The following is a 22,533-nucleotide window of genomic DNA, read 5'->3' as shown; positions in this document are numbered from 1 at the left end:
CACTGGTATAAAGGCGATACCGCAGCCCCGGCGTTATCTGTCCGCGCAGCGTATGCGGGGTTGCGTTAAGGCGCCTAGCAAGAGCCAACCATCCATGCCGGCGTTGTCTGGCTACACTGACCATGCCGACCGAAAATCGAATAAGGGAGTTTTTCAATGAATAAAACTGATCTGATCAATGCCATCGCCGAAAAGGCCGAGCTGACCAAGGCTGATGCAGGCCGTGCCCTTGAAGCCTATCTGGAGGCCGTGCAGAAGTCGTTGAAGAAGGGCGAGGACGTCTCGGTGGTGGGCTTTGGCACGTTTACCGTGCGCAAGCGCGCTGCCCGCACTGGCCGCAATCCGCGCACCAACGAAGCGATCAAGATCAAGGCCTCGAAAGTGCCTGCTTTCAAGGCTGGCAAGACCCTCAAGGATGCCCTAAACTAAGCGGCTGACGCTTGGTTTCGGGTGCTTAGCTCAGCGGTAGAGCGTCGCCCTTACAAGGCGGTGGTCGTAGGTTCGATCCCTACAGCACCCACCAGAAAAATGCGGAGTGGTAGTTCAGTTGGTTAGAATGCTGGCCTGTCACGCCGGAGGTCGCGGGTTCGAGTCCCGTCCACTCCGCCACAGTTCGCAAGGGCGCCCGTGTGGCGCCCTTGTCATTTGGGCAGCGCGCATCAGCGCGAGGCTTTGTGGTCGATCTGGGCGCTGTGCCTTGGCGACCTGTTTCGTCCATGTACCACGCGCTTCATGCGCCTCCAACCACATTGCGGGAAGATTTCAATGCTGCAGGCAATGCGTAACAAGATGCATGGATGGCCGTCCATCGTCCTTCTTGGTGTTTGCGTTTTTGCGATGTCGTTCTTCGGCATAGAGACCTACTTCATGTCGCATGCGGATTCGTTCGTGGCGAAGGTCGGCAAGCAAGAAATCAGTCAGCAGGATTTTCAGAATGGTCTGAACCGCGCGCGTGAGAATGCGCACAACAAGCTGGGGGATCAGTTTGATGCCACTGTATTTGAGAAACCTGAGGTCAAGCTTCAGGTTCTTGGCGATTTAATCGATCAGCAACTGTTGCTAAAAGCTAACGATGACTGGGGCCTGCGTGTGCCAGATGAGGCTGTGCGCAGTTCCATTGCGGCGCTCCCCTGGCTTCAGCAGAACGGTCAATTCGATCCGTCGACTTACCGCACATGGTTGGAAGGTCAACGCAAGACACCTGAGATGTTCCAGAACGATGTACGTTCATCATTGGCCATCAGTCTGCTGCCGGAGGCGATAAGCGACAGCACCATCACCAGCGATGCCCAGGTTGATCAGCTCCTGAGCCTGCTCGCACAGCGGCGTGATCTGCGTTACTTCCTGCTGCCGCGGCCTGCATTGGCTGACAATCAGGTCAGCGATGCGCAGGTTGAGGCCTATTACAAGGCACATCTGGCCGACTACATGAATCCCGAGCAGGTCTCGGTGAAGTACATCGAAGTGGACGGCAGCACTCTCAAGCTGGATGCCACGCCGAGCGACGACGATCTGAAGAAGCGTTACGCTGACGAGAAGCAACGCTTTGTGCAACCGGAGCAAAGGCTCGTTTCGCATATCCTGATCAACGTGCCTGCCAATGCCACGCCGGATCAGCAGAAGGCAGCACTGGCCAAGGCCGAGAAGATCGCCGCCGACGCAAATCCCGGCGACTTCGCCAAACTGGCCGCACAGGATTCGGAGGATCTGGGTTCCAAGCGTCAGGGTGGTGACCTCGGCTGGCTCGAAAAGGGCGTCACGAACCCGGCCTTCGACGCGGCCATGTTCGCGCTGCAGAAAGGCCAGATCTCCAAGCCGATCCTGTCGCCCGATGGCTACCACATCATTTGGTTGCGCGATGTTCGCAGCGGTGAGTCCAAGCCGTTTGCCGAAGTGCGTGATCAACTGGTCAAGGAAGCCACGGCCGCTGATCGTGATCGCAGCTACAACGACATCGCCGGCAAGATGTCCGACAACACCTATCAGAATCCAGCATCATTGGAGCCAGCCGCGCAGGCCCTGAGCCTGCCGATCAAGAGCACGGACCTGTTCTCCCGCAAGGGTGGCGAAGGCCTTGCTGCAAACCCCAAGGTGATCGCGGCGGCATTCAGCGATGACGTGCTGGTACAAAGCAACAATTCCAGCCTGATCGATCTAGGTAATGACCACTCGGTGGTGATTCATGTCGACAAGCATGTGCCTGCTGCTGCGCGTCCGCTGGCAGATGTGCGGGCGGACGTACAGAAGAAAATTCTTGACGAGCGCATCGCCGCAGCCGGGAAGAAACTGTCCGACGATGCTCTCGCACGGCTCGACAAGGGTGAGGCGATGCCGGCCGTGGCAACCGCGCTGGGTGCCCAGGTCAAGAGCGTTATTGAGGCGACTCGTCAAAGCACGGATGTACCGGCAGTGTTGCTCACGCAGGCTTTCCTGATGCCACATCCTGCCTCCGGCAAGTCGCAGTTCGCTGCGGTGGACATGAAGGACGGCACCTATGCGCTGCTGGCCGTGGACAAGGTGCAGGGAGGCGACCTGTCCAAGATCCCGCCGGAGCAGCGTGATTCGCTGCGCCAGCAGATGACTCAGGCCTATGGGGCCGAGGCGACGCGCGAGCTGCTTGAACTGCTCAAGGCAAACACCAAGATCAAGATCAACAACAGCCTGATGTAAGTATTCAGGGCTGGAAGCTATTCGTACGGGCAATTTGATAGACACAAAAAGGGCAGCCAAAGGCTGCCCTTTTTGTGTCGTGTCGCCGGATGGCTGACTTCGTCGTCAGTGATGGTCGCTGAGCTGCAGTACCTGGCCCGGCTTGACTATGTTTCCGTGCAGATTGTTCCAGCGCTGCAGCTGGGAAGTGCTTACCGAGTAATGATGGGCGATCTGCCACAAACTCTCGCCTTGCTGCACGGTGTGGGTTTTCATGCTAGCTCCGGTGACAGCAGGGGTGCTGATCATGGGTGCTTGAACGGGGTCGCTGTTCAGGGTGCTGGCGAGCGGAGTGCCTGTGCTGGCGGTGGTGCTGGCCGCCTGATCGAGCAGGGCATCGCGAAACTGCCGGGCGTGGCTGGCGGGCAGTAGCAGGTATGACGCGGCGGCGGTATCGATCATGTCGTTGCGGAAGGCTCCATTGAGATTCTTCAGAGCATTCACCGACATGCCGGCGTGGTCTGCAGCTTGCGCGATCGGCATGGAGCGGGGTATTTCCACTTGCACCAGATGTTGTTCACCCGGCAGCGTGGGCAAGCTGACGTTGAAGCGATCAGGTTCACGCACTACGCAGGCCATCGCCAGCAGTTTGGTCAGGTGTTCGCGGGTGACTTTGCGTACCGGCCAATTTGGAATCACTGGCTCATCAGCCGGCATGCCGCGGGTCTGGATCAGATGACGTATGTTGAATTCGCCAGTGTTGTAGGCGTAATCGGCTACTCGCCAGTCATGAAACTGGTCATGGTATTGCCTGAGCAGTTTCATCACGGCATTGGTTGCGGCGGGCGCATCAAGACGACCGTCGTAATGTCCGTCGACGCGCAGTCCCATCGCCCCGGCAGTGACCGGCATGATCTGCCACATGCCTGCGGGAAGGTTTCTGCGCCCAGGCACCGATTGGAAATGGCTCTCGATCCAGGGCAGCAGCACGAATTCGCCGGCTACGTCATATCTGGCGGCCACCTGCTGCACGTAGGCCAGCTGTGGCAGCACTTCATTCAGCTGGCTCTCGAACTGTCGCGGGTTATGGGTGTAGCGCCTAGCCCAGGTCATTATCTCTGGGGTGGCGTCGCAGTCGGCCATCGCAAAGCTGCCGCGCAGCTGATCCCATATGTCGGAGGTTGCTGCCGTCACCGCAGGCAGGTTGATGGAAGGTGCGCCGCCGGTATCCATCGGAATCACGACAGGTGACGTGATGGTCTGCCTGTGCGGCGCCTGCGAGGGCACGCCGGCGCAGGCGGACAGCAGGATCGACAGCCCCAGCGGCAGCGATCGAGGAAAGCGCACCCTCATCAACGGAATCCGTCCTTGGCTACGCGCACGGCGGCAAAACGGGCGACACGATCGTTGTCGGCACCGTGCTGCTGGCACCAGGCGGCAACCGCCTCGGTGTCGACGCGCAGGAAGGGATTGGTGACCAGCTCGCTGGCCAGTGACACTGGCAGCGTGGGCTGATGCATTGCACGCAATGCGGCGACTTCCTGCAGGCGCTTATGCAGCGCCGAGTTGTCCGGTTCGATGGTGCGTGCAAAGCGTCCGTTGGCTTCGGTGTATTCGTGGCCGCCACAAACCAGGGTGTCTCCCGGCAGCATCGACAGGCGATCCAGCGAGGCGAGCATCTGGGCTGGGCTGCCTTCAAACAGCCGACCGCAGCCCAGGCTGAACAAGGTGTCGCCACATAGCAGCAGGCCTGCTCCAACATAGGCGACGTGGCTGAGCGTGTGGCCGGGAATCGCGATCACGTCGAAGCGAACATGCGGCGACGCCAGTTCGATTGAATCGCCGTCGCGTACCCGTTGGGTGGCCGCGTCGATGCGTTCGTCGACGGGTGCATATATCGGCACCGCATGATGCCTGCGCAGCTCCGTGGCGCCACCGATGTGATCATGATGGTGATGGGTCAGCAGAATCGCGCGCAATTGCAGTTGCCGTGCAGCCAAGGCTTGCTCCACTACCGTGGCATCGCCGGGATCAACGACGATGGCGTTGCCGTCATCGTCGTGCAGCAGCCAGATGTAGTTGTCGGCGAGCGCCGGTAACGGGACGAGGTGCAAGATTGAACTCCGCTGCGTTTAAGGAACATCTGGTGAATCAGATGTTGATTCCTTGGTGAACGACAGACGCAGCCATCCGGGGCACGCGTTAAGCGGTCGACTATAAAGAGGCTTTGCCGATGGATCGTTAGCGTAGCGTTAACTGGACGTGTGATTGTTCAGCCGCGTGCGGCAGTTCCGTTTGGCCTGCACCACGTGGTCGCCAGCCGTTACACTCTGGAAACAGATTGGGATCAGGCCTGTTGCATGCTTCAACGTGATCACGACATCTATGCCAGTGCGCCATTGCGCCGATTGCTGGATGACCAGATGCGTGTGATGGCCACTGACTTGCAGCGCTGTTTCGGTTCGCATGGGCTGCTGTTGGGCGCTGCCGTGGGTGATACACCACCCGCGTTGCCATTGCTCGGCTGCTGGACCCGACTGTGGGTGGACAACAGCCGTTATCGTGGAGATCTGCACGCGGCAACGGATGAACCGCTGCCGTTCGTGGATGATGCGTTCGACTTGGTACTTTTGCGCCATGCGCTGGAAGTCGTGCCAGCGGCACCAGCCTTGCTCGCCGAAGCAATGCGCGTGCTGGCACCAGGTGGCGTGCTGGTGGTAACCGGTGTGCACCCACTCAGTGGCTGGGCACCTTGGTTCTACTGGCGCGCGCGCGGCAAGCGACAGGCCATGCAGGTCCCGTTGTGGCTCAGCCACAGCCTTCAGCAAGCAGGGCTGGAGATCGAACGTGCACAGCGGGTGGGTTGCGCGTGGCCCATGGCGACAGGGGCCCCGATCGGCGTGAATGCCTGGGGCGGCGGCTATGTGTTGATCGCGCGCAAGCGACACCGCATGGTCACGCCGCTACGGATCAAGCCGGTGCCGGTTCGGGTGCCGGCCAGTGGCCGATTGTCGCCTGGTACTCGGCGCAGTTCGGCGCTGTAACTTTCTATGGGATACGTGGACAACGATGAGCGAAGTGGAAGCATTTACCGACGGTGCCTGCCTGGGCAATCCGGGGCCGGGTGGTTGGGCGGCGCTGCTGCGCGCCAAGGGCAGCGAACGCATGGTCGCTGGCGGTGACGCAGCGACCACTAACAACCGGATGGAGCTGATGGCAGCGATTGGCGCCTTGGAGGCATTGACGCGCCCCTGCCAGGTCACTCTCACGACCGACTCGCGCTATGTGATGCAGGGCATCGAGGAGTGGGTGCCGAAGTGGCGTCTGAATGGCTGGCGTACCGCGGACAAGAAGCCGGTGAAGAACCAGGATCTATGGCAGCGCCTGTCCGCGGCGGTCGGCACCCATCAAGTGCGCTGGAAGTGGGTGAAGGGCCACAACGGTCACGCCGAGAACGAGCGGGTCGATCAGGCCGCGCGTGAACAGGCCGAACTGATGAAGGTTACGGCATGAGACAGATTGTCCTCGACACGGAAACCACCGGCCTGGAAGTCCGCCAGGGGCATCGGCTGATCGAAATTGCCTGCGTCGAGATGTTCGAGCGTCGTCTTACTGGTCGGCACTACCAGACCTATCTCAACCCGGATCGTGCCATCGACGAAGGGGCGCGGCAGGTCACCGGCATCGCCGATGAATTCCTGCTCGACAAGCCGCGCTTCGCCGAAGTCGTGGATGAGTTCCTGGCCTTCATCGACGGCGCCGAACTGATCATCCACAACGCCAGTTTCGATATCGGATTCCTCGACGCGGAACTGGCGCGACTGGATAACGGCAGTGGCCGGATTGGAGACCGGTGCAGTGTGCTCGATACCCTGGCGCTGGCGCGCGAACGCTACCCGGGTCAGCGCAACAGCCTCGATGCGCTGTGCAAGCGCTTGGGCGTGGACAACTCGCGGCGTGATCTGCATGGCGGCCTGATCGACGCCCAGCTGCTTGCTGACGTTTACCTCGCGATGACATCGGGGCAGGAAGCCTTCGATCTGGGCTTTGGTGGGGCGACCGAACAGCGCGATAACGCGATTGCCGCGCCAGTGGTATTGCATGCGCGTCCACTTGTCCTGCGTGCTTCGGCGGAAGAGCTGGCTTTGCATGAGCAGCGGTTGGATGCGCTGGACAAGAGTGCGGGTGGGATGAGTGTGTGGCGGGTGGGGTGATTTTGCTGGAGAGGTAAAACGCCGCATGTTCGATGCGGTGACGTGTGGAGTGGGATAGTTCGGCCCATCCTTGGGCCGAACCCCTTCGCTGCGGGACCAGGGGGCCAGCTATTCGGCTGTCCAAATTCGTTCCGGACGAATTGTCGACTGCGGAGGCAGGATGTGGGAGCGAACGTCGGCGCAGCCGACGGCTCGAAGGACGAGGCACAGGAGTGCCGAGTAACCCGGGTGGGTTCTCATCCCCGCCGTCACCATCAGAAAAGCAAAACGCCCCACTCGTGGGGCGTTTTGCTTTTCTGGCGGAGAGGGTGGGATTCGAACCCACGGTGCGCTTACACGCACGCCTGATTTCGAGTCAGGTACATTCGACCACTCTGCCACCTCTCCAGTGGGTTGCATGGTGGCTCATGCGAGCCGGAGATAATACGCGAGAGGACTTGCCGTGACAACAAGCAGTAGTTCCGGCATGCTGCAACAGCTCGCCTTACCTGAAAGCCCATGATCGAATTCGGACACGGAACGCATGTTGGCCTACGCCGCACGCGCAATGAGGATACGTATTACGCCGATGCCTCGCTCGGCCTGTTTCTGGTGGCCGATGGCATGGGCGGCCACCAGCACGGTGAGGTTGCGTCCGCCTTGGTGCGCGATGCCATGGTCGACCTGGTCAGTCGTGGACAGAGCCTGATCGAGGCGGTGCATGGTGCCGCTGAGCGGATGCAGGCCCACGCCCGTCCCAGCTTCGATGTACTGCCGATGGGGACGACGATTGCGGCGCTGCGATTGACCGTCGACGGCTACGAAGTTGCCTGGGTGGGCGACAGCAGGGTCTACATGTGGAAGCAGGGGCTCCGGCAGATCAGTCACGATCACTCGCTGGTGCAGGCGCTGGTCGAGGCCGGTCAGCTTGATCCGGCACAGGCGTCACAGCATCCACAGCGCAGTGTTCTTACCCAGGCGCTGGGTGTGACGGGCGCCGAGCAGCTGCACATTGGTATGGCACGCGGGCAGCTGGAGCCTGGCATAGGCTTTCTGTTGTGCAGTGATGGTCTTACCGAGAGCGTTAGCGACGCGTCGATTGCACGTACGGTCGGACGTACCGACCTGGCATCGCAGGAATGCGTCGACCAGCTGCTGTTGAGCGCGCTTGACGGTGGTGGCGACGACAACATCACCGTGATCATCGTGCGCTCCAGCTGAGGACATCGTGACTGCAGGCGGCGGCACGTGCATCCATCGATGCCTGCTCCGTCAGCAGAAAAGACAAGGGCCGCTTGCGCGGCCCTTGTCTTTTCCGGGTGCTGCATGACTCAGAAGCGATAGGTACCCGACAGGCTTACCACGTCACCGTGGTCGTTGAACTTGCCATTCATGGTGCCGGCACCCAGAGCCACCTGGTTGGTCTGGTTTACTGACGTATCACCGACGAACTGATGCTGATAACCCAGATCGACGGTCATGTGATCGGTAGCCTGGTAGCCGAAGCCGAAGCCGACCAGACGACGAGAGCCGTCCGGAATGCGCGGGTCGCGGCTGATGATGTTGGTCGGGGTTTCGTCATAGCCAACGCCAGCGCGCAGCGTCCACTGGTCGTTCAATTTGTAGTCGCCACCGACTGCATACATCATGCTGTTGCTGTATTTCTGCGGCAGGTTGACCAGCGTCTGGCCGTTTGAGGTGAGCACAAGGCTCTGGAAGCTGGACCACTGCGTCCATTTCATGGTGCCGGCCACGCTCAGGCGATCGCTGAACACGTGCAGCCAGTCGATGCTGGCGAACGCAGGCGTATTGAGATTGGCGCTGGCGGGGGTTTCGCCATTCGGATTCAGCACGGGCAGGTTCGCATTCGGAAATACCGTCGGAGCCAATGCGATGAGCGCCTTGCCAGCGTCGCTGCCATAAAGTTCGTAGTGGCCGCCCAACGTCTGGTTTACCCGCGAGTGATAGCTCAGGCCAAGGGAGTCCTGCTGAGTCGGTTTGAACTCGGCGCCCAGGAAGTAGCCGAATGCAAAGCTCTTCTTGACGGTCACATTCAGCTGCACATCACCGCTCTGCGGGGCGCCGAGGATGGGTGCGCCGAACAAGGCCGCTGCGGAGCCATACGGGTCAAGCGTGGTGTTGAGCTGCGCCTTGGTACGCTGGCCCAGAATGCCGGCGCCGAGGGAGAGCTGATCGTTGACCTTGAAGCCGGCCGAGAAGCTCAAGGCGATCGATTGCAGGCTGGTCTTGGTACCGAAATAGCGTCCCTGCCAGTCCGGGTTGTAATTGCTGGCGAGGCCGAACGGCACCGTGAGGCTGCCACCGAGGGTCAGGCGGTCGCTGACGGGTGCAGCAAAGGCCATGTTCGGGAACGGCACGAACTTGCCGAAGCCATTCGGATTGCCGCCGGTTGTCGGATTGCCCTGTTCGTCGCGGAACGAGCCCTCGAACTGCGAGCTCGGACGAATACCCGTGCCAGTGGCCTGAAACACCGGACCCGTAAAGAACGCCATTGCAGCCGGGTTGTTGAAGACCGCCGTGGGATCGTCGGTGAACAGCGAACCGCCGGCATTGGCGCGTGCCCAACCGGCGGCATTGTCGGTGGGGAGCTGGAAGGCACCGGCTTCGGCGCGAAGGGGATGCAACAGGGCGGTCGCCACGGCTAGGGCGAGGCTGGCCTGGGTGCCGAAACGGGCAAAGCGCTGCAGGTTATGACGGTTCACGATGGTTCTCCTCTGTTGGCAGTCTGGGGTGGGTGCCCACAGAATGTTTGCTTCTTGGTTACGGACTGATGCGTCTGGGGTAGTCGTCGGCAATGCCGGCAGTGATGATGGCTGGTGGTTGTTTTGTTCAGGAGGCCAGCCTCCCTTCCTTGATCCATTGCTGGTCGCCGAGTCTGCCACGGGTCTCATGGTGCGGTGTAGCAAGTGGTTCCGCGTTGGCGACGGCTGTGCTGTTGTCAAGTTGCAGTATCCGGTCGATCAGCTGGATCTGTTCGGGGCTGTCGAAAGGGGCGGTGAGTATGGGGGATATCAGCGAGATCAGCCGCGCCAGCAGTTCAGCGTCGTTGATCGCCTCCCCCTTGCTGATGCTGGCGATCAGCTCCTGCATGTCCTCACCAGCCAGCATGCCGGACAATGCCTTCAGCGCGAAGTGCAGGCGCAGCCCAAGTTCGTGGCGTGGCAGTGCGGGCAGGGCGCGCGAGAACGCCTCGAAGAAACGTCCGGAGATCGACCGGTAGTGTTCTTGCAGATAGCCATGGATGAAGGGTGATGGATCGCTGTAGACCCGACCGAGCAGGCGCATGAACGCTGGACCCGACGTGCTGCCATGGCTGAGTCGGAACGCGGGTACAAACAGCATGCCGAGCACGGTCGTGGCATCCAGGCCTGTGGGATTCAGCTGCTCACAAGCGCTGAGCAGTTGCAGGCGTTCGCGGTTGAGTCGATCCAGGCGTTGCGACAGCAACTCCTGCATCAACGCTTCCTTGCCGCCGAAGTGATAGTTCACGGCGGCGAGATTGGCGCCGGCTCGTGCCGTGATGTGACGCAGCGACATCGCCTCGTAACCGCGGTCGATAAACAGCCATTCGGTGGCTTCAAGCAACCGTTTGCGGGTATCGCTGTGGCCGTGGCGCTGGGTTGTACTCAAATGGTGTGCCCCAAGGCGAGTGTCGAGAATGGCGCTGACAGCTGCTTCAAATATTGGATTGAAACAAGTGTATGAACGCTACCGATGGCGTCTCGCTGGGGCAAGTTGCAGTGCACGATCGGCGCAGGGGGCGAAGGGTGACGCAAGAAATAACGTGTCGCCAGGACTCGCTGTCCCTTGCTAGGCAACGAATAACTAACGAACCGAAGGCGGTTTCGATAGTGCCCATAGAATGGAAAGGGCCGGATGATTCCGGCCCTTTTGTTGCGCTGCAATGTCAGATGTACCTGGCAACGAGGCGAAAACGGCTCACTCGGCCTTCTTTTTTGCCAATCGCAACCAGGTATCGACCACGGTGTCCGGGTTCAGCGACAGCGATTCGATTCCCTGTTCCATCAGCCACTCGGCCAGATCCGGGTGATCACTCGGGCCCTGACCGCAGATGCCGATGTACTTGCCCTTGGCGCGGGCGGTCTTGATCGCCATCGACAGCAATTTCTTCACCGCCGGGTCGCGCTCGTCGAACAGGCTGGCGACGATGCTGGAGTCGCGGTCGAGACCGAGCGTGAGCTGGGTCAGGTCGTTGGAGCCGATCGAGAAGCCATCGAAGATGTCGAGGAATTCATCGGCGAGCAGGGCGTTCGAGGGTACTTCGCACATCATGATGACTTTCAGGTCGTGCTCGCCCTGCTTGAGGCCGTTCTTGGCCAGCACTTCGATGACCTTGCGACCCTCGCCCAACGTGCGCACGAACGGGATCATCACCCAGACGTTGTCCAGGCCCATCACCTCGCGCACGTGCTTGACCGCCTTGCACTCGAGTCCGAACGCTTCGGCGAAGCTGGGATCGACGTAGCGGCTGGCGCCACGGAAGCCGATCATCGGGTTTTCTTCGTGCGGCTCGTAGCGCGAGCCGCCGAGCAGACCGGCGTATTCGTTGGACTTGAAATCCGACAGGCGCACGATCACTGGCTTCGGATAGACCGAGGCGGCGATGGTGGCGATGCCTTCGGCGAGGCGGTCGACGTAGAAGCTCACCGGATCGGCGTAGCCGGCAATGCGCTCGTCGATCTTCGCCTTGGTCGCGGCATCCTGCTTGGCGTATTCGAGCAGTGCCTTCGGATGCACGCCGATATGGCTGGCGATGATCATCTCGAGACGTGCCAGGCCGATGCCTGCGTTCGGCAGCATGCCAAAATCAAAAGCGCGCTCCGGGTTGGCCACGTTCATCATGATCTTCAGCGGCGCTTCGGGCATCGCACCGAGGTCGGCGGTGATGCGCTCGAACTTCAGGATGCCCTCGTAGATCGTGCCGGTATCGCCTTCGGCGCAGGACACGGTGACCTCGGTGCCGTCCGGAATCTTGTCCAGCGCATTGCCGGTGCCGACCACTGCCGGGACGCCCAGCTCGCGCGCGATGATCGCTGCGTGACAGGTGCGACCACCACGGTTGGTGACGATCGCGGAGGCGCGCTTCATCACCGGCTCCCAGTCGGGATCAGTCATGTCGGCGATCAGCACGTCGCCTGGCTGGACCTTGTTCATGTCGGCCAGCGAGCGGATCACGCGTGCCTTGCCGGCACCGATCTTCTGGCCAATCGAACGACCTTCAGCCAGCACCTTGCCCTTTTCGTTGAGGCTGAAGCGCTCGAGCTGGGTGGCATGGGCACGCGATTTCACGGTTTCCGGGCGCGCCTGCACGATGTACAGCTTGCCGGTGTTGCCGTCCTTCGCCCACTCGATGTCCATCGGACGGCCGTAGTGCTTTTCGATGATCAATGACTGACGCGCCAGCTCCTGCACATCCTCGTCATTGATGCAGAACTTGTTGCGCATCTCGGCAGGTGTGTCTTCGGTCCGGACGCGTTCGCCCGGTGCGCTGGAATACACCATGCGCAGCTGCTTAGCCCCGAGATTGCGGCGCAATACGGCGGGCTTGCCGGCGTTCAAGGTCGGTTTGAATACATAGAACTCGTCAGGATTGACCGCGCCTTGCACGACCATTTCGCCGAGGCCGTAGCTGCCGGTGACAAAGACCACATCGCGGAAGCCCGATTCGGTGTCCAGCGTAAACAGCACGCCAGAGGCGCCGACATCGGAACGCACCATCAGCTGCACGCCAGCGGACAGGAACACGTCCTCGTGCTTGAAGCCCTGGTGCACGCGATAGGCAATCGCACGATCGTTGTACAGCGAGGCGAAGACTTCCTTCACCTTGTGCAGCACGTCGTCGATGCCGACCACGTTGAGGAAGGTTTCCTGCTGGCCGGCGAACGAGGCGTCTGGCAGGTCCTCGGCGGTGGCGGAGGAGCGTACGGCGACAGCGATGTCGTCGGTACCGGCGTCCTTGCACAGCTTGATATAGGCGCCCCGGATGGCCTGCTCGAGTTCGGCGGGCAGGGCGGTGTCGACGATCCAGCCGCGGATCTCCTTGCCGGCTGCGACCAAGGTGTCGACGTCATCGACGTCAAGCGATGCCAGGCGATCCTGGATCCGTTTGGCCAGACCGCTCTTTTCCAGATATTGCTGGAACGCGTCGGCGGTGGTGGCGAAGCCACCCGGCACGGACACACCAAGCTTGGCCAGGTTGCCAATCATTTCGCCGAGTGAGGCGTTCTTGCCACCAACCTTGCCAAGGTCAGTCATGCGCAGTTGGTCGAGCCAAAGCACCAGATCGTTCAAGGGTGTCTCCTCAAGAGCTTTCGATGGATAACGGTATGGATGCGTCAGGCAGACCGGAAGCGGGCTGCAAAGGACTGGTATTGTCCGCTGCCGATGATGCACAGCACAAGAAGACCATTGCCTCGGGATGTCATTCCAACGGCATACCAGTCAGCCGGCAGTCAATCGGCGACAGCATTTTGCGCTTGGGTTATGGTGCAGATGAATGCATTCCAGCAACCAGGTCCCTGTATGCAGCGAACGGTTTTCTTCATCTCCGACTCCACTGGTATTACCGCGGAGACGATCGGCAACAGCATCCTCGCTCAGTTCGAGGGTGTGCAGTTCGACAAGCATCGACTGCCGTTCACGGATGACGCGCAGAAGGCGGAGGCGGCCGCGTTGCGCATCAAGACCAATTACGCGCAAAGCGGTCAGCGGCCGATCGTGGTGAATACCATGGCCGAACGTGCGCTGTGCGACATCGTCGCAGCCAGTGGCGCGCTGATGCTGGATGTCTTCGCACCGTTCATCGGTCCGCTGGAGGAGGAGTTGGGGGCCAAGCGTTCGGGTGCGGTCAATCGCTCGCATGGGATGGTCGATTTCGAGAAGTACGAGGCGCGCATCAATGCGACCAATTACGCGCTTTCCCATGACGACGGCATGGATGTGGATTACGCGCAGGCCGACCTGATCCTGGTCGGTGTATCGCGTTCCGGCAAGACGCCGACCTGTCTGTACATGGCCTTGCATTACGGCGTCAGCGCCGCCAATTATCCGCTGACCGATGATGATCTCGACAAACTCGAATTGCCGACGCGCCTGCGTCCATACCGTGATCGTCTGTTCGGCCTCACCATCGAGCCGCAGCGACTGGCGCAGATCCGCGAGCAGCGTCGTGCCGGCAGTCGTTATGCCACCTTGCAGCAATGCCGCTGGGAGCTGGAGCAGGCTGATCGCCTGATGCGCCAGGCCGGCATTCCCAGTCTCAACACCACGCATGTGTCGATCGAGGAGATCGCCAGCAAGATCTTCGATCGTTTCGGGATCGAGCGAACCATGTTCTGACGACCTACCGGAGTTGCCGTAACTGTATGAGTGCCGTATTGGACAATCGCAACAGCCTGTTGCCGGGACGCTTCGAGTTCCTGATGGGACTTTATGCGGAAAATTATCATCGGCTGACGCGCTTGTTCGCGCCGCAACAACTCGCTCCAGGCCACTACGTCTCCGATGTGGATGACGGACTGGACGTGCATCTGCATGTACAGGAATGTCATCCGTACACGCTTGAGCTCGAGCTCACCTATGGCTTCGTCGATGCGCACACGGGCTTGCGCGCGCCGTCCGCACAGCTGCGGATGTATACCGATGCGCATGTGGCCGAGGCGCTGCATTGCCATCCCGGACGACATCTATGGCAGGTGTTGGGACCGTTCACGCCGGCGCATACGGTGTTCCAGCATCGTCTGCGCATGAACGGCTTTCTCTCGCGCTGGCTGGAGTACTTGGTGGAGCAGGGTCATTCCACCAGCACGCTGCGCCCGCAGGTTTGATCGGTACGACCAGATGGCAGGCAACAAAAAACCCGCACAAGGCGGGCTTTCCGTTTCAGTGGCGGAGCGGACGGGACTCGAACCCGCGACCTCCGGCGTGACAGGCCAGCATTCTAACCAACTGAACTACCGCTCCACATTTCTTTCCAGCTATTGCGGGCCAACTTGGCGTCCCCACGGGGATTCGAACCCCGGTCGCCACCGTGAAAGGGTGATGTCCTAGGCCTCTAGACGATGGGGACAATTCAAGTTGGTGGAGCCAGGCGGGATCGAACCGCCGACCTCCTGCATGCCATGCAGGCGCTCTCCCAGCTGAGCTATGGCCCCGCCGCTGGAAGCCCGAAAGAATAGGTCCGAGCCAGATATCCGTCAAGCTTTTTTTCACATTCGGTGAACAATGGCGTCGAGGATCGGCTGCGACAGGCGTCAGTGCACAGGCAGCGGTCGATCACGGTTCGTTTAAGCTGCGGTGACCAGATATCTGACGAGTCGCGGCATGCACGAAATCGGCTTCATTCGCGATCTAGCCATGGTGATGCTGGTGGCTGGTGCCACCACGATCCTGTTCCAGCGACTGCATCAACCGGTGCTGCTTGGCTACATCCTGGCTGGTGTGCTGATCGGTCCGCATACACCGGGTGTGCTGGTAGCTGATCCGCGCGCGATTGATGACATCTCCAATCTTGGCGTAGTGCTGTTGATGTTCACGCTGGGGCTGGAATTCAGTGTGCGCAAGTTGCGCAAGGTCGGTATCGGCGTGCTGGCCGTGGCGGTAGGCGAAGTCGGCTTGATGCTGTGGATTGGTGCCGGCATCGGTGGCTTGTTCGGCTGGAAGGGCATGGATGCGCTGTTCCTCGGTGCGATCATCTCGCTATCGTCGACCATGGTGGCGACCCGTACGTTGGTCGATGGCGATCAGCGGCATCAACGGTTTGCCCAGCTGGTGGTGGGACTGCTGGTGGCCGAGGACATGCTCGCGATCGTCATGCTCACTCTGTTGACCGCGGTCGCGATCGGCGGCTCGGTACATGCGGAAGCAGCGTTCACACTGATCGGCCACCTCGGTCTGTTCGTGGTGGTGGGGATGATTCTTGGCTTGCTGTTGCTGCCGCGGCTGGTGGATTACGTGGCCGGCTTCGGGCGTGATGAAACGCTGCTGGTCAGCGTGCTGGGTATCTGCTTCGGCGCCAGCCTGTTGGCGGCCTGGATGGGTTTCAGCGTGGCACTCGGCGCATTCCTCGCCGGGGCGGTGGTGGCCGAATCGCGCAGCGTGGGGCGCGTGCTGCATCTGGTGGAGCCATTGCGCGACATGTTCGCGGCGCTGTTCTTCGTGGCGATCGGCCTGAAGATCGACCCAGCGATGCTGCTGCAGTACGCGCTACCAGCGCTGCTGATCGCGACGGCGGTGATCATCGGCAAGACGCTGGCATGCAGTCTGGGTATCTTCGTGGTCGGTCACGATGCACGTACGGCGCTGCGCTCGGGGCTGGGCATGGCGCAGATCGGCGAATTCTCGTTCGTGATCGCCACGCTCGGACTCTCGCTGGGCGTCATCAGTGATTTCATTTATCCGATCGCGGTGGCGGTGTCGGTGCTGTGCATGGCCGCGTCGCCGTATCTGACGCGTTCGGCGGACGGATTGGCCGATGGCTTGCGGCGGGTGACGCCGCGTTCGATCCGCCTGCTCGCGACCAATTACAGCGGCTGGCTGGAAAACCTCAAGCCGGTCAACGAAAACGCGGCGATCGCGGCGATTTTTCGCCGTCTGCTGTGGCATATCGCGATCAACGTGTTGCTGGTGGTGACCCTGTTCATCGTGGGTGCCTATGTCAACGCACATAACTGGAGCTGGTTCGCCATGTTCGGCATCGACCGCGACCTGCGACACACCTTGATCTGGGCGTGTGCGCTGTTCCTGTCCCTGCCGATGCTGATCGCGGTCTACCGCAAGGCCGAGGCGCTCGGCATGTTGCTGGCCGAGATCGGCATACGCGAACGGTTTGCCGGGTCCTATACGCAGGCCATCCGCAACGTGCTGGCGCGGGTTATCCCGCTGGTGACCCTGCTGGCGCTGGCTGTGCTGGTCAGCGTACTGGGCTCGACCATCCTGCCACCGCGCGGTATTGCGTTGTTGTTAGTGGTACTCGTCGTGGTGCTGGCGGTGGTGTTGTGGCGCGGTCTGGTGCAAATGCATGCACGCCTGCAGGCGGCGTTGAAGGAAACCCTTAACAAACCGGGGTCGTCGACGGGCGGCCCGGGCTGACCGGCCAGATCATGCAATGGCGGAGGGAACCTTTATGCTGACTGACGGTCGGAGCCATGCAACGTTGCCAAGACCGGACAAGCACCGCACAATGCGAGGCCTGCCTCCATCGGGGGGGCCCGGCCGGCGACGCCGGCATATCCAAACACGAGGGAGTTTCGAATGAAGCATTTTCTGCGCCCCACGCTGACAGCGGCCGCGCTGGCCATTGCGCTGGGCATGACTGCGGGCGTGTACGCTCAGGCCGCCAAGCCCAGCGCCGCCAGCGCGGGCACGATCGACAAAGCCAAGGTTAGTTACGTCATCGGTTACCAGTTGGGTCAGTCGATTCAGCCGATCATGCGTGACGAACTGGATTCTGCTGCGGTAGCACGTGCAGTTCAGGCTGCGCTGGCGGGTCAGAAACCGACCATGACTCCGGAAGAGGCCAAGCAGGTCATGGAGCCCTTCATGGCCAAGATGCAGGCCAAGTACCAGGCTGAAATGACCCAGCTCGGTGCCAAGAACAAGGCTGAGGGCGACGCCTTCCTGGCCAAGAACAAGAGCGCTGCTGGTGTGAAGACCACAGCCTCAGGCCTGCAGTATCAGGTGCTCAGTCAGGGTACTGGCGCCCGTCCGGGCCCGAACGATACGGTCGAAATCAACTACACCGGCACCTTCATCAACGGTCAGGTGTTTGATGCTTCCGCCCAGCACAATCCGCCGGGCGCCGCCAAGATTCCGCTGGCTGGCGTGATCCCTGGCTTCCGTGAGGGCCTGCAGCTGATGCAGGTTGGCGGCCATTACAAGCTGTACATCCCGTCGGCGCTGGCTTACGGTGCACAGCCGCAGCCGCCGATGCCGCCGAATCAGACGTTGATCTTCGACGTGACCTTGGTCAGCACGGGCCCGACACCAGCTGGTTCTGCTCCCCAGGGCGGTGCTCCGGGTGGCGGCCAGTAATACCGTTTCGCGGTCATGACACGAAAAGAAGGGCGCGGAGACATCCGCGTCCTTCTTTTTTGTCATCGTGAGTACCGACCGCTGCACGGTTAGAATAGGCCGTTTACGCTTCCAAGGATCATCGCGACGATGATGAAGGTCACCATCTTCGGTACCGGCTATGTAGGACTGGTCACCGGTGCCTGCCTGGCTGAAATGGGCAACCATGTGATCTGCGTCGATATCGATGCGGCCAAGATCGAACGCCTGAAGCGCGGCGAGATTCCCATTTACGAACCAGGTCTGGAATCAATCGTCAGGCGCAATCATGCCAGTGGACAGCTGGATTTCACCGTCGACGCGGCCCCCGCGATCGCGCATGGTGAGGTGGTTTTCATCGCAGTCGGCACACCGCCGGACGAGGACGGCAGCGCGGATCTGAAGTATGTACTCGAGGTAGCCAGAACCATTGGCCAGCATCTGGATCGCTATACCGTAGTGGTGAACAAGTCGACCGTGCCGGTCGGCACCGCCGATCGGGTGCGCGAGGCGGTGACATCTGAACTGGCCTTGCGCAGTGCCACGATCGGGTTCGACGTGGTGTCCAACCCGGAATTCCTGAAGGAAGGCGCAGCCGTCGAAGACTGCCTGCGGCCGGATCGCATCATCGTGGGCGCTTCCAGCGAGCGTGCGGTAGCGGTATTGCGCAAGCTGTATGCGCCGTTCAACCGCAATCACGAGCGCATGGTGGTGATGGACGAGCGTTCGGCCGAGCTGACCAAGTACGCGGCCAATGCGATGCTGGCGACCAAGATCAGTTTCATGAACGAGATCGCGAATATCGCCGAGCGCGTCGGTGCCGATGTGGAACTGGTACGCCAGGGCATCGGCTCGGATCCGCGGATCGGTTACCACTTCATCTATCCCGGTGCCGGCTACGGCGGCTCGTGCTTCCCCAAGGACGTGCAGGCGCTTGAGCGCACCGCGCGCAGCCATGGGTATGACGCACACCTGCTCAGTGCCGTCGAGGCAGTGAACCTGCAGCAGAAGGCCAAGCTGTTCGAGCTGATTTCGCGCCATTTCGATGGTCGGCTGGCGGGCAGGACCATCGCGCTGTGGGGGCTGGCGTTCAAACCGAACACCGACGACATGCGCGAGGCTTCCAGCAGGCGCCTGATGGAGGCGTTGTGGGAGGCCGGTGCGAAGGTGCGCGCGTTCGATCCAGAGGCGCGGGAAGAAGCAAGTCGACTGTATGGCGAACGCGATGACCTGTTGCTGTGCGAGCACGCCTATGATGCCCTGCAGGGCGCCGATGTGCTGGTCGTGGTCACCGAGTGGAAAGCGTTCCGCAGCCCGGATTTTGCGCGTATCCGCGCGGCGCTGGTCGATCCGGCAATTTTCGATGGCCGCAATCTCTACGATCCGGCAGCCGTGGAAGAGGCAGGTCTGGCCTATTACGGCATCGGCCGTGGCCGCAGCCTGCAGGCGCCCCGATGAACACGAGCGACTCACTCATGCAGCGGCTCGACGAAATGGAGGTCAAGCTGACCTTCATCGATGACACAGTGCAGGCGCTCGCAACGGCGGACGCTGGCTTGTCGCAGCGCATTGCCGGGCTTGAGCGTGCCTTGCGCGAGCTGCGTGGCGAGCTTTCGACGATGCGCATCGCGCAGGCGGATGATCCGCACGACGAGCCACCGCCGCCGCATTACTGATACCCCAGATCAACGACCACGGATCATTCACATGGCCGATTCCCTGCGCGATCAGCTGCTCAAGAGCGGCATCGTCAAACAGGTTCAAACAGAACAGCGGACTCGCGATGACAAGCGTCCGGCTGCGTCGAGCGCCAAGCCGGTACGCAAGGGTGGCAAGCCGCATGTCCCGTCGCACGCTGCGCGGCCGCCGCGCCAGAGCCAGGAGGACATCGATCTGGCGAAAGCCTACGCGATACGCGCGCAGACCGAGGCGAGCGAGCGCAAACGAGTCGAGCAGGAAGTCGCTGAACAAGCGCGCCTGCGCCGCGAGCGCAAGCTGAAGATCCAGCAGTTGCTCGATGGCAAGGCGTTGAACAAGGCCGAGGCCGATCATGCACGCAATTTCGAATACGGCGGCAAGATCCGCCGGGTGCATGTGGATGCTGCGCAGCTGGCCGCGCTCAATGCCGGTGAGCTGGGCGTGGTGCAGCAAGGCGGTCGTTACCTGCTGGTCACCCGTGAAATCGCCGAACAGGTGCGCGACATCGATCCGCACCCGCTCGCACTGCTGGTCGACCCGAATGCCAGCGGCGTGGGCGAGGATGGCGTGCCTGACGACCTGATGTGGTGATCACGATTCCGGCGGAGTTGAAGCCGGCCCGATAAAAAGCGCCCGGCACTTGCCGGGCGTTTTCGTGTGAGTGACCGTGATGCTGGTCAGTTCACGGGAGCAGCAGGCAACTCGAAGCCGCTCAGCGCCAGCGCGGGGTGATCCCAGCCATTTTTCGGTTTGAAGCGATCGCCGTAGCGCTGGGCTAGTTGCTCCAGTCGTGCCTTGAGCTTGTCGGCGCCTTCGCTGCGTGCGTACTGGATCGGGCCGCCGCGGAACGGGGCGAAACCGGTGCCGAAGATCACGCCGGCGTCGAGCAGATCGGCATCATCGACCACGCCATCGGCGAGGCAGGCGATCGCCTCGTTGACCATCGGCAGGATCATGCGCTCCTGCAGGTCCGGCGGCATTACATAGTCCTTGTCGACCTCGGGTTTCTGCGGCTTGCCGTCCTGCCACACATACAGGCCCTGGCCGTCTTTCTTGCCGCGTTTGCCAGCCTCGAGTTTGTCGTCCAGGCCCGGCGGGACTTCCAGCCCGAGGAAGGGCGCGAGTTCCTTGCCGACCGAGGCGCAGACATCCAGCCCCACGGTATCGGCCAGTTCGATCGGCCCCATCGGCATGCCGAACTTCTTCGCCTCGCGATCCAGCACCGGGCCCGGCACGCCTTCGCTGTACAGGCGCAGCGCCTCGAGCAGGTACGGCATCAGGATGCGATTGACCAGGAAGCCAGGCGTGCCCTTGACCGCCACCGGCAACTTGCCGATCGCCTTGCAGAATGCCAGTGCGCGTTTCTCGATCGCCGGATCGAGCTGGTCGTGGCGCACCACCTCGACCAGCGGCATCTGTGCCACCGGGTTGAAGAAGTGCAGGCCGAGGAAGCGTTGCGGCGCTTTGAGGCCTTCGCGCAGCGCGTCCAGCGGAATGCTCGAGGTGTTGCTGGCGAGGATCTCATTGGCCTGGAACTGTGGTTCTATCCGGCTGTACAACTCGCGCTTGGCTTCGGCATTTTCATAGATCGCCTCGATCGCCAGGTCGGCTGAGGCCACTCCGCTGCCTTCGACATCGGCGCGCAGGCGCCGGACGGTTGCTTCGACTTTTTCCGGCGTCTTCAGCTTCTTCTCGTAGAGCTGGCGGGCACGGTCCAGCGCGGGCTGGATGAATTTCATCTCGCGATCCTGCAGGGTCACGTCGAAACCCTTGAACGCAGCCCATGCAGCTATGTCGCCGCCCATCACGCCGGCGCCGACCACATGCACATGCTTGATGTCCGGATCGGTGCTGCCACCTTGGCCCTTCAATCGTTCCTGCAGGAAGAAGATGCGGATCAGGTTCTGCGCGGTCGGTGTCTTTGCCAGTTTCGCCACCGAGCGCGCTTCGAGTTTCAGCCGCTGCTGGATGCTGGAACCGCCGCGTTTCCACACATCGATCATCGCGAACGGCGCTGGGTAGTGTTCCTTGCGTACCTTCGCCGCAGTCTGCTTGAACACCATCGGCGCGAGAATCTGGCGGGCCAGCCACGTGTTGGTAGCCCAGGCCTTGGCGCGCCGCGCGAACGGATGCGGCTGCGGGTGACGCAGCAGCAGGCGCGCCTCGACCAGCAGTTCCTCGGGACGGGCCAGGCGATCGACCACGCCCAGGTCCAGCGCGCGCTTGGCTGACAGTGACTTTCCGGTGAGCATCAACGGCAGGGCTTCGGTTGCGCCGATCAGGCGTGGCAGGCGTGCCGTACCACCCCAGCCGGGATGGATGCCGAGCATGACCTCCGGCAGCGCGATCCGGGTCTTGTCGTCGTCGACGGCGATGCGCTGGCGGCAGGCCAGGATCAGTTCGGTGCCGCCACCCATGCAAGCACCATGCACGGCGGCCACCGTGGGGCAGGGCAGCCGCGCCAGTGATTCGTATACGCGCTGACCGTGCTCGATGTTTTCCAGCACCGTGTCGTGTTTCGCGTATTCGACGAAGGCCTTGATGTCGGCGCCTACCGCGAAGCCCGAGGGCTTCGCCGAATGGATGATGACGCCTGCCGGCTTCTCGATCGCAAGCCGCTCGACGATCTGTTCCAGTTCGTCCAGTACGGCGCGGGAAATCGCGTTGACGCTGCTGTCGGCACGGTCGAGAGTCAGTGTGACGACACCATCGTCACCCTCGCTGGTCTTCCAGTGGTTGAAGCGCAATCCTTCGAACATGGGCGGGTACGGCGTGGTGGAGGAGGCCTGAACCATACCGTTCTGTGGTCTTGATTGCGAGATGTGACGGACTAGCTTGACCATGGCTGGGGAGCAGGTGTGAAATCGGATACCCGTCGGGATGGCTCACCGATCCGGGATTG

At 61.5% G+C, this 22,533-nt stretch carries 19 protein-coding genes and 6 tRNA genes; 15 read left to right on the top strand and 10 right to left on the bottom strand.

Translation table 11 applies throughout. The annotated features are described in order from the left end of the window. The first annotated feature begins 156 nt into the window (after positions 1 to 156). The 4 genes from GSQ75_RS04785 (at position 157) to GSQ75_RS04770 (ending at position 2,670) form a co-directional block, all read left to right on the top strand. On the top strand, positions 157 to 429 hold the full coding sequence (locus GSQ75_RS04785; RefSeq protein ID WP_072756969.1) for an HU family DNA-binding protein: 273 nt from the start codon (positions 157 to 159) through the stop codon (positions 427 to 429). A gap of 19 nt (positions 430 to 448) precedes the next feature. After that, positions 449 to 523, top strand: a tRNA-Val gene (locus GSQ75_RS04780). A gap of 9 nt (positions 524 to 532) precedes the next feature. Next, positions 533 to 609, top strand: a tRNA-Asp gene (locus GSQ75_RS04775). A gap of 156 nt (positions 610 to 765) precedes the next feature. Next, complete coding sequence (locus tag GSQ75_RS04770; RefSeq protein WP_158753346.1) at positions 766 to 2,670, top strand: SurA N-terminal domain-containing protein; 1,905 nt, start codon at positions 766 to 768, stop codon at positions 2,668 to 2,670. Between the two features lie 105 nt (positions 2,671 to 2,775). Here GSQ75_RS04770 and GSQ75_RS04765 read toward each other — a convergent pair whose 3' ends face one another. Continuing rightward, positions 2,776 to 4,002, bottom strand: coding sequence for a transglycosylase SLT domain-containing protein (locus GSQ75_RS04765; protein ID WP_343160908.1), 1,227 nt, complete (start codon positions 4,000 to 4,002; stop codon positions 2,776 to 2,778). Beyond that, complete coding sequence (gene gloB / locus GSQ75_RS04760) at positions 4,002 to 4,763, bottom strand: hydroxyacylglutathione hydrolase (protein ID WP_158753345.1); 762 nt, start codon at positions 4,761 to 4,763, stop codon at positions 4,002 to 4,004. The genes GSQ75_RS04765 and gloB overlap by 1 nt, the downstream gene beginning before the upstream one ends. Positions 4,764 to 5,009: 246 nt before the next feature. Between gloB and GSQ75_RS04755 the strand changes: the two genes are divergently transcribed. From GSQ75_RS04755 to dnaQ, 3 genes are read left to right on the top strand one after another with little or no spacing between them, the layout of a single operon-like run. Then, complete coding sequence (locus GSQ75_RS04755; RefSeq protein WP_158753344.1) at positions 5,010 to 5,693, top strand: methyltransferase domain-containing protein; 684 nt, start codon at positions 5,010 to 5,012, stop codon at positions 5,691 to 5,693. A 25-nt stretch (positions 5,694 to 5,718) separates the two neighbouring features. Beyond that, complete coding sequence (gene rnhA, locus GSQ75_RS04750) at positions 5,719 to 6,162, top strand: ribonuclease HI (RefSeq protein WP_158753343.1); 444 nt, start codon at positions 5,719 to 5,721, stop codon at positions 6,160 to 6,162. Then, positions 6,159 to 6,863 (top strand): DNA polymerase III subunit epsilon, encoded by a 705-nt coding sequence (dnaQ, locus tag GSQ75_RS04745; protein WP_158753342.1) that lies wholly within the window; start codon positions 6,159 to 6,161, stop codon positions 6,861 to 6,863. Before rnhA ends, dnaQ begins: the two co-directional genes overlap by 4 nt. 297 nt (positions 6,864 to 7,160) lie before the next feature. On the opposite strand, the gene GSQ75_RS04740 is transcribed toward dnaQ, so the two are convergent. Next, positions 7,161 to 7,250, bottom strand: a tRNA-Ser gene (locus GSQ75_RS04740). Between the two features lie 111 nt (positions 7,251 to 7,361). Between GSQ75_RS04740 and GSQ75_RS04735 the strand changes: the two genes are divergently transcribed. Continuing rightward, positions 7,362 to 8,063 (top strand): protein phosphatase 2C domain-containing protein, encoded by a 702-nt coding sequence (locus GSQ75_RS04735; RefSeq protein WP_158753341.1) that lies wholly within the window; start codon positions 7,362 to 7,364, stop codon positions 8,061 to 8,063. A gap of 110 nt (positions 8,064 to 8,173) precedes the next feature. Here GSQ75_RS04735 and GSQ75_RS04730 read toward each other — a convergent pair whose 3' ends face one another. From GSQ75_RS04730 to ppsA, 3 genes are all read right to left on the bottom strand, one after another. After that, positions 8,174 to 9,565 carry an outer membrane protein transport protein gene (locus GSQ75_RS04730; protein WP_158753340.1) on the bottom strand — a complete coding sequence of 464 codons (1,392 nt, stop codon included), beginning with the start codon at positions 9,563 to 9,565 and terminating at the stop codon, positions 8,174 to 8,176. 127 nt (positions 9,566 to 9,692) lie between these two features. Continuing rightward, on the bottom strand, positions 9,693 to 10,493 hold the full coding sequence (locus GSQ75_RS04725; protein WP_158753339.1) for a TetR/AcrR family transcriptional regulator: 801 nt from the start codon (positions 10,491 to 10,493) through the stop codon (positions 9,693 to 9,695). Between the two features lie 309 nt (positions 10,494 to 10,802). Beyond that, positions 10,803 to 13,175, bottom strand: coding sequence for a phosphoenolpyruvate synthase (ppsA, locus tag GSQ75_RS04720; protein WP_158753338.1), 2,373 nt, complete (start codon positions 13,173 to 13,175; stop codon positions 10,803 to 10,805). A gap of 231 nt (positions 13,176 to 13,406) precedes the next feature. On the opposite strand from ppsA, the gene GSQ75_RS04715 reads away from it, so the two are divergent. Continuing rightward, positions 13,407 to 14,222, top strand: a complete 816-nt coding sequence (locus GSQ75_RS04715) for a pyruvate, water dikinase regulatory protein (RefSeq protein ID WP_158753337.1) — start codon at positions 13,407 to 13,409, stop codon at positions 14,220 to 14,222. Between the two features lie 26 nt (positions 14,223 to 14,248). Further along, positions 14,249 to 14,710 (top strand): DUF1249 domain-containing protein, encoded by a 462-nt coding sequence (locus GSQ75_RS04710; protein ID WP_158753336.1) that lies wholly within the window; start codon positions 14,249 to 14,251, stop codon positions 14,708 to 14,710. Positions 14,711 to 14,769: 59 nt separating this feature from the next. Here the strand turns inward: GSQ75_RS04710 and GSQ75_RS04705 are convergent. The 3 genes from GSQ75_RS04705 to GSQ75_RS04695 all read right to left on the bottom strand — a co-directional run bounded on the left by GSQ75_RS04705 (position 14,770) and on the right by GSQ75_RS04695 (position 15,037). Further along, positions 14,770 to 14,846, bottom strand: a tRNA-Asp gene (locus tag GSQ75_RS04705). A 30-nt stretch (positions 14,847 to 14,876) separates the two neighbouring features. Then, a tRNA-Glu gene (locus tag GSQ75_RS04700) sits at positions 14,877 to 14,952 on the bottom strand. 9 nt (positions 14,953 to 14,961) lie between these two features. After that, positions 14,962 to 15,037 (bottom strand) — tRNA-Ala (locus tag GSQ75_RS04695). A gap of 169 nt (positions 15,038 to 15,206) precedes the next feature. On the opposite strand from GSQ75_RS04695, the gene GSQ75_RS04690 reads away from it, so the two are divergent. From GSQ75_RS04690 to GSQ75_RS04670, 5 genes are all read left to right on the top strand, one after another. Continuing rightward, positions 15,207 to 16,973, top strand: a complete 1,767-nt coding sequence (locus tag GSQ75_RS04690) for a cation:proton antiporter (protein ID WP_158753335.1) — start codon at positions 15,207 to 15,209, stop codon at positions 16,971 to 16,973. 162 nt (positions 16,974 to 17,135) lie between these two features. Then, positions 17,136 to 17,915 (top strand): FKBP-type peptidyl-prolyl cis-trans isomerase, encoded by a 780-nt coding sequence (locus GSQ75_RS04685; protein ID WP_158753334.1) that lies wholly within the window; start codon positions 17,136 to 17,138, stop codon positions 17,913 to 17,915. Between the two features lie 132 nt (positions 17,916 to 18,047). Continuing rightward, positions 18,048 to 19,391, top strand: a complete 1,344-nt coding sequence (locus GSQ75_RS04680; protein WP_158753910.1) for a UDP-glucose/GDP-mannose dehydrogenase family protein — start codon at positions 18,048 to 18,050, stop codon at positions 19,389 to 19,391. Then, the gene (locus tag GSQ75_RS04675) at positions 19,388 to 19,609 is read left to right on the top strand and encodes a SlyX family protein (protein WP_158753333.1); all 222 of its coding nucleotides are present in this window, start codon (positions 19,388 to 19,390) and stop codon (positions 19,607 to 19,609) included. The genes GSQ75_RS04680 and GSQ75_RS04675 overlap by 4 nt, the downstream gene beginning before the upstream one ends. Positions 19,610 to 19,640: 31 nt before the next feature. Next, entirely contained in the window at positions 19,641 to 20,222 is a 582-nt protein-coding gene (locus tag GSQ75_RS04670) for a DUF2058 family protein (protein WP_158753332.1), read from the top strand. An 86-nt stretch (positions 20,223 to 20,308) separates the two neighbouring features. On the opposite strand, the gene GSQ75_RS04665 is transcribed toward GSQ75_RS04670, so the two are convergent. Then, positions 20,309 to 22,390, bottom strand: coding sequence for a 3-hydroxyacyl-CoA dehydrogenase NAD-binding domain-containing protein (locus GSQ75_RS04665; RefSeq protein WP_158753331.1), 2,082 nt, complete (start codon positions 22,388 to 22,390; stop codon positions 20,309 to 20,311). Positions 22,391 to 22,533: the final 143 nt, after the last annotated feature.

The sequence above is a fragment of the Dyella sp. S184 genome (assembly GCF_009766065.1).
Lineage (GTDB): Bacteria > Pseudomonadota > Gammaproteobacteria > Xanthomonadales > Rhodanobacteraceae > Rhodanobacter.
Note: the sequence above shows the minus strand (reverse complement) of the source record. Positions and strands in the feature narration are given on the sequence as shown.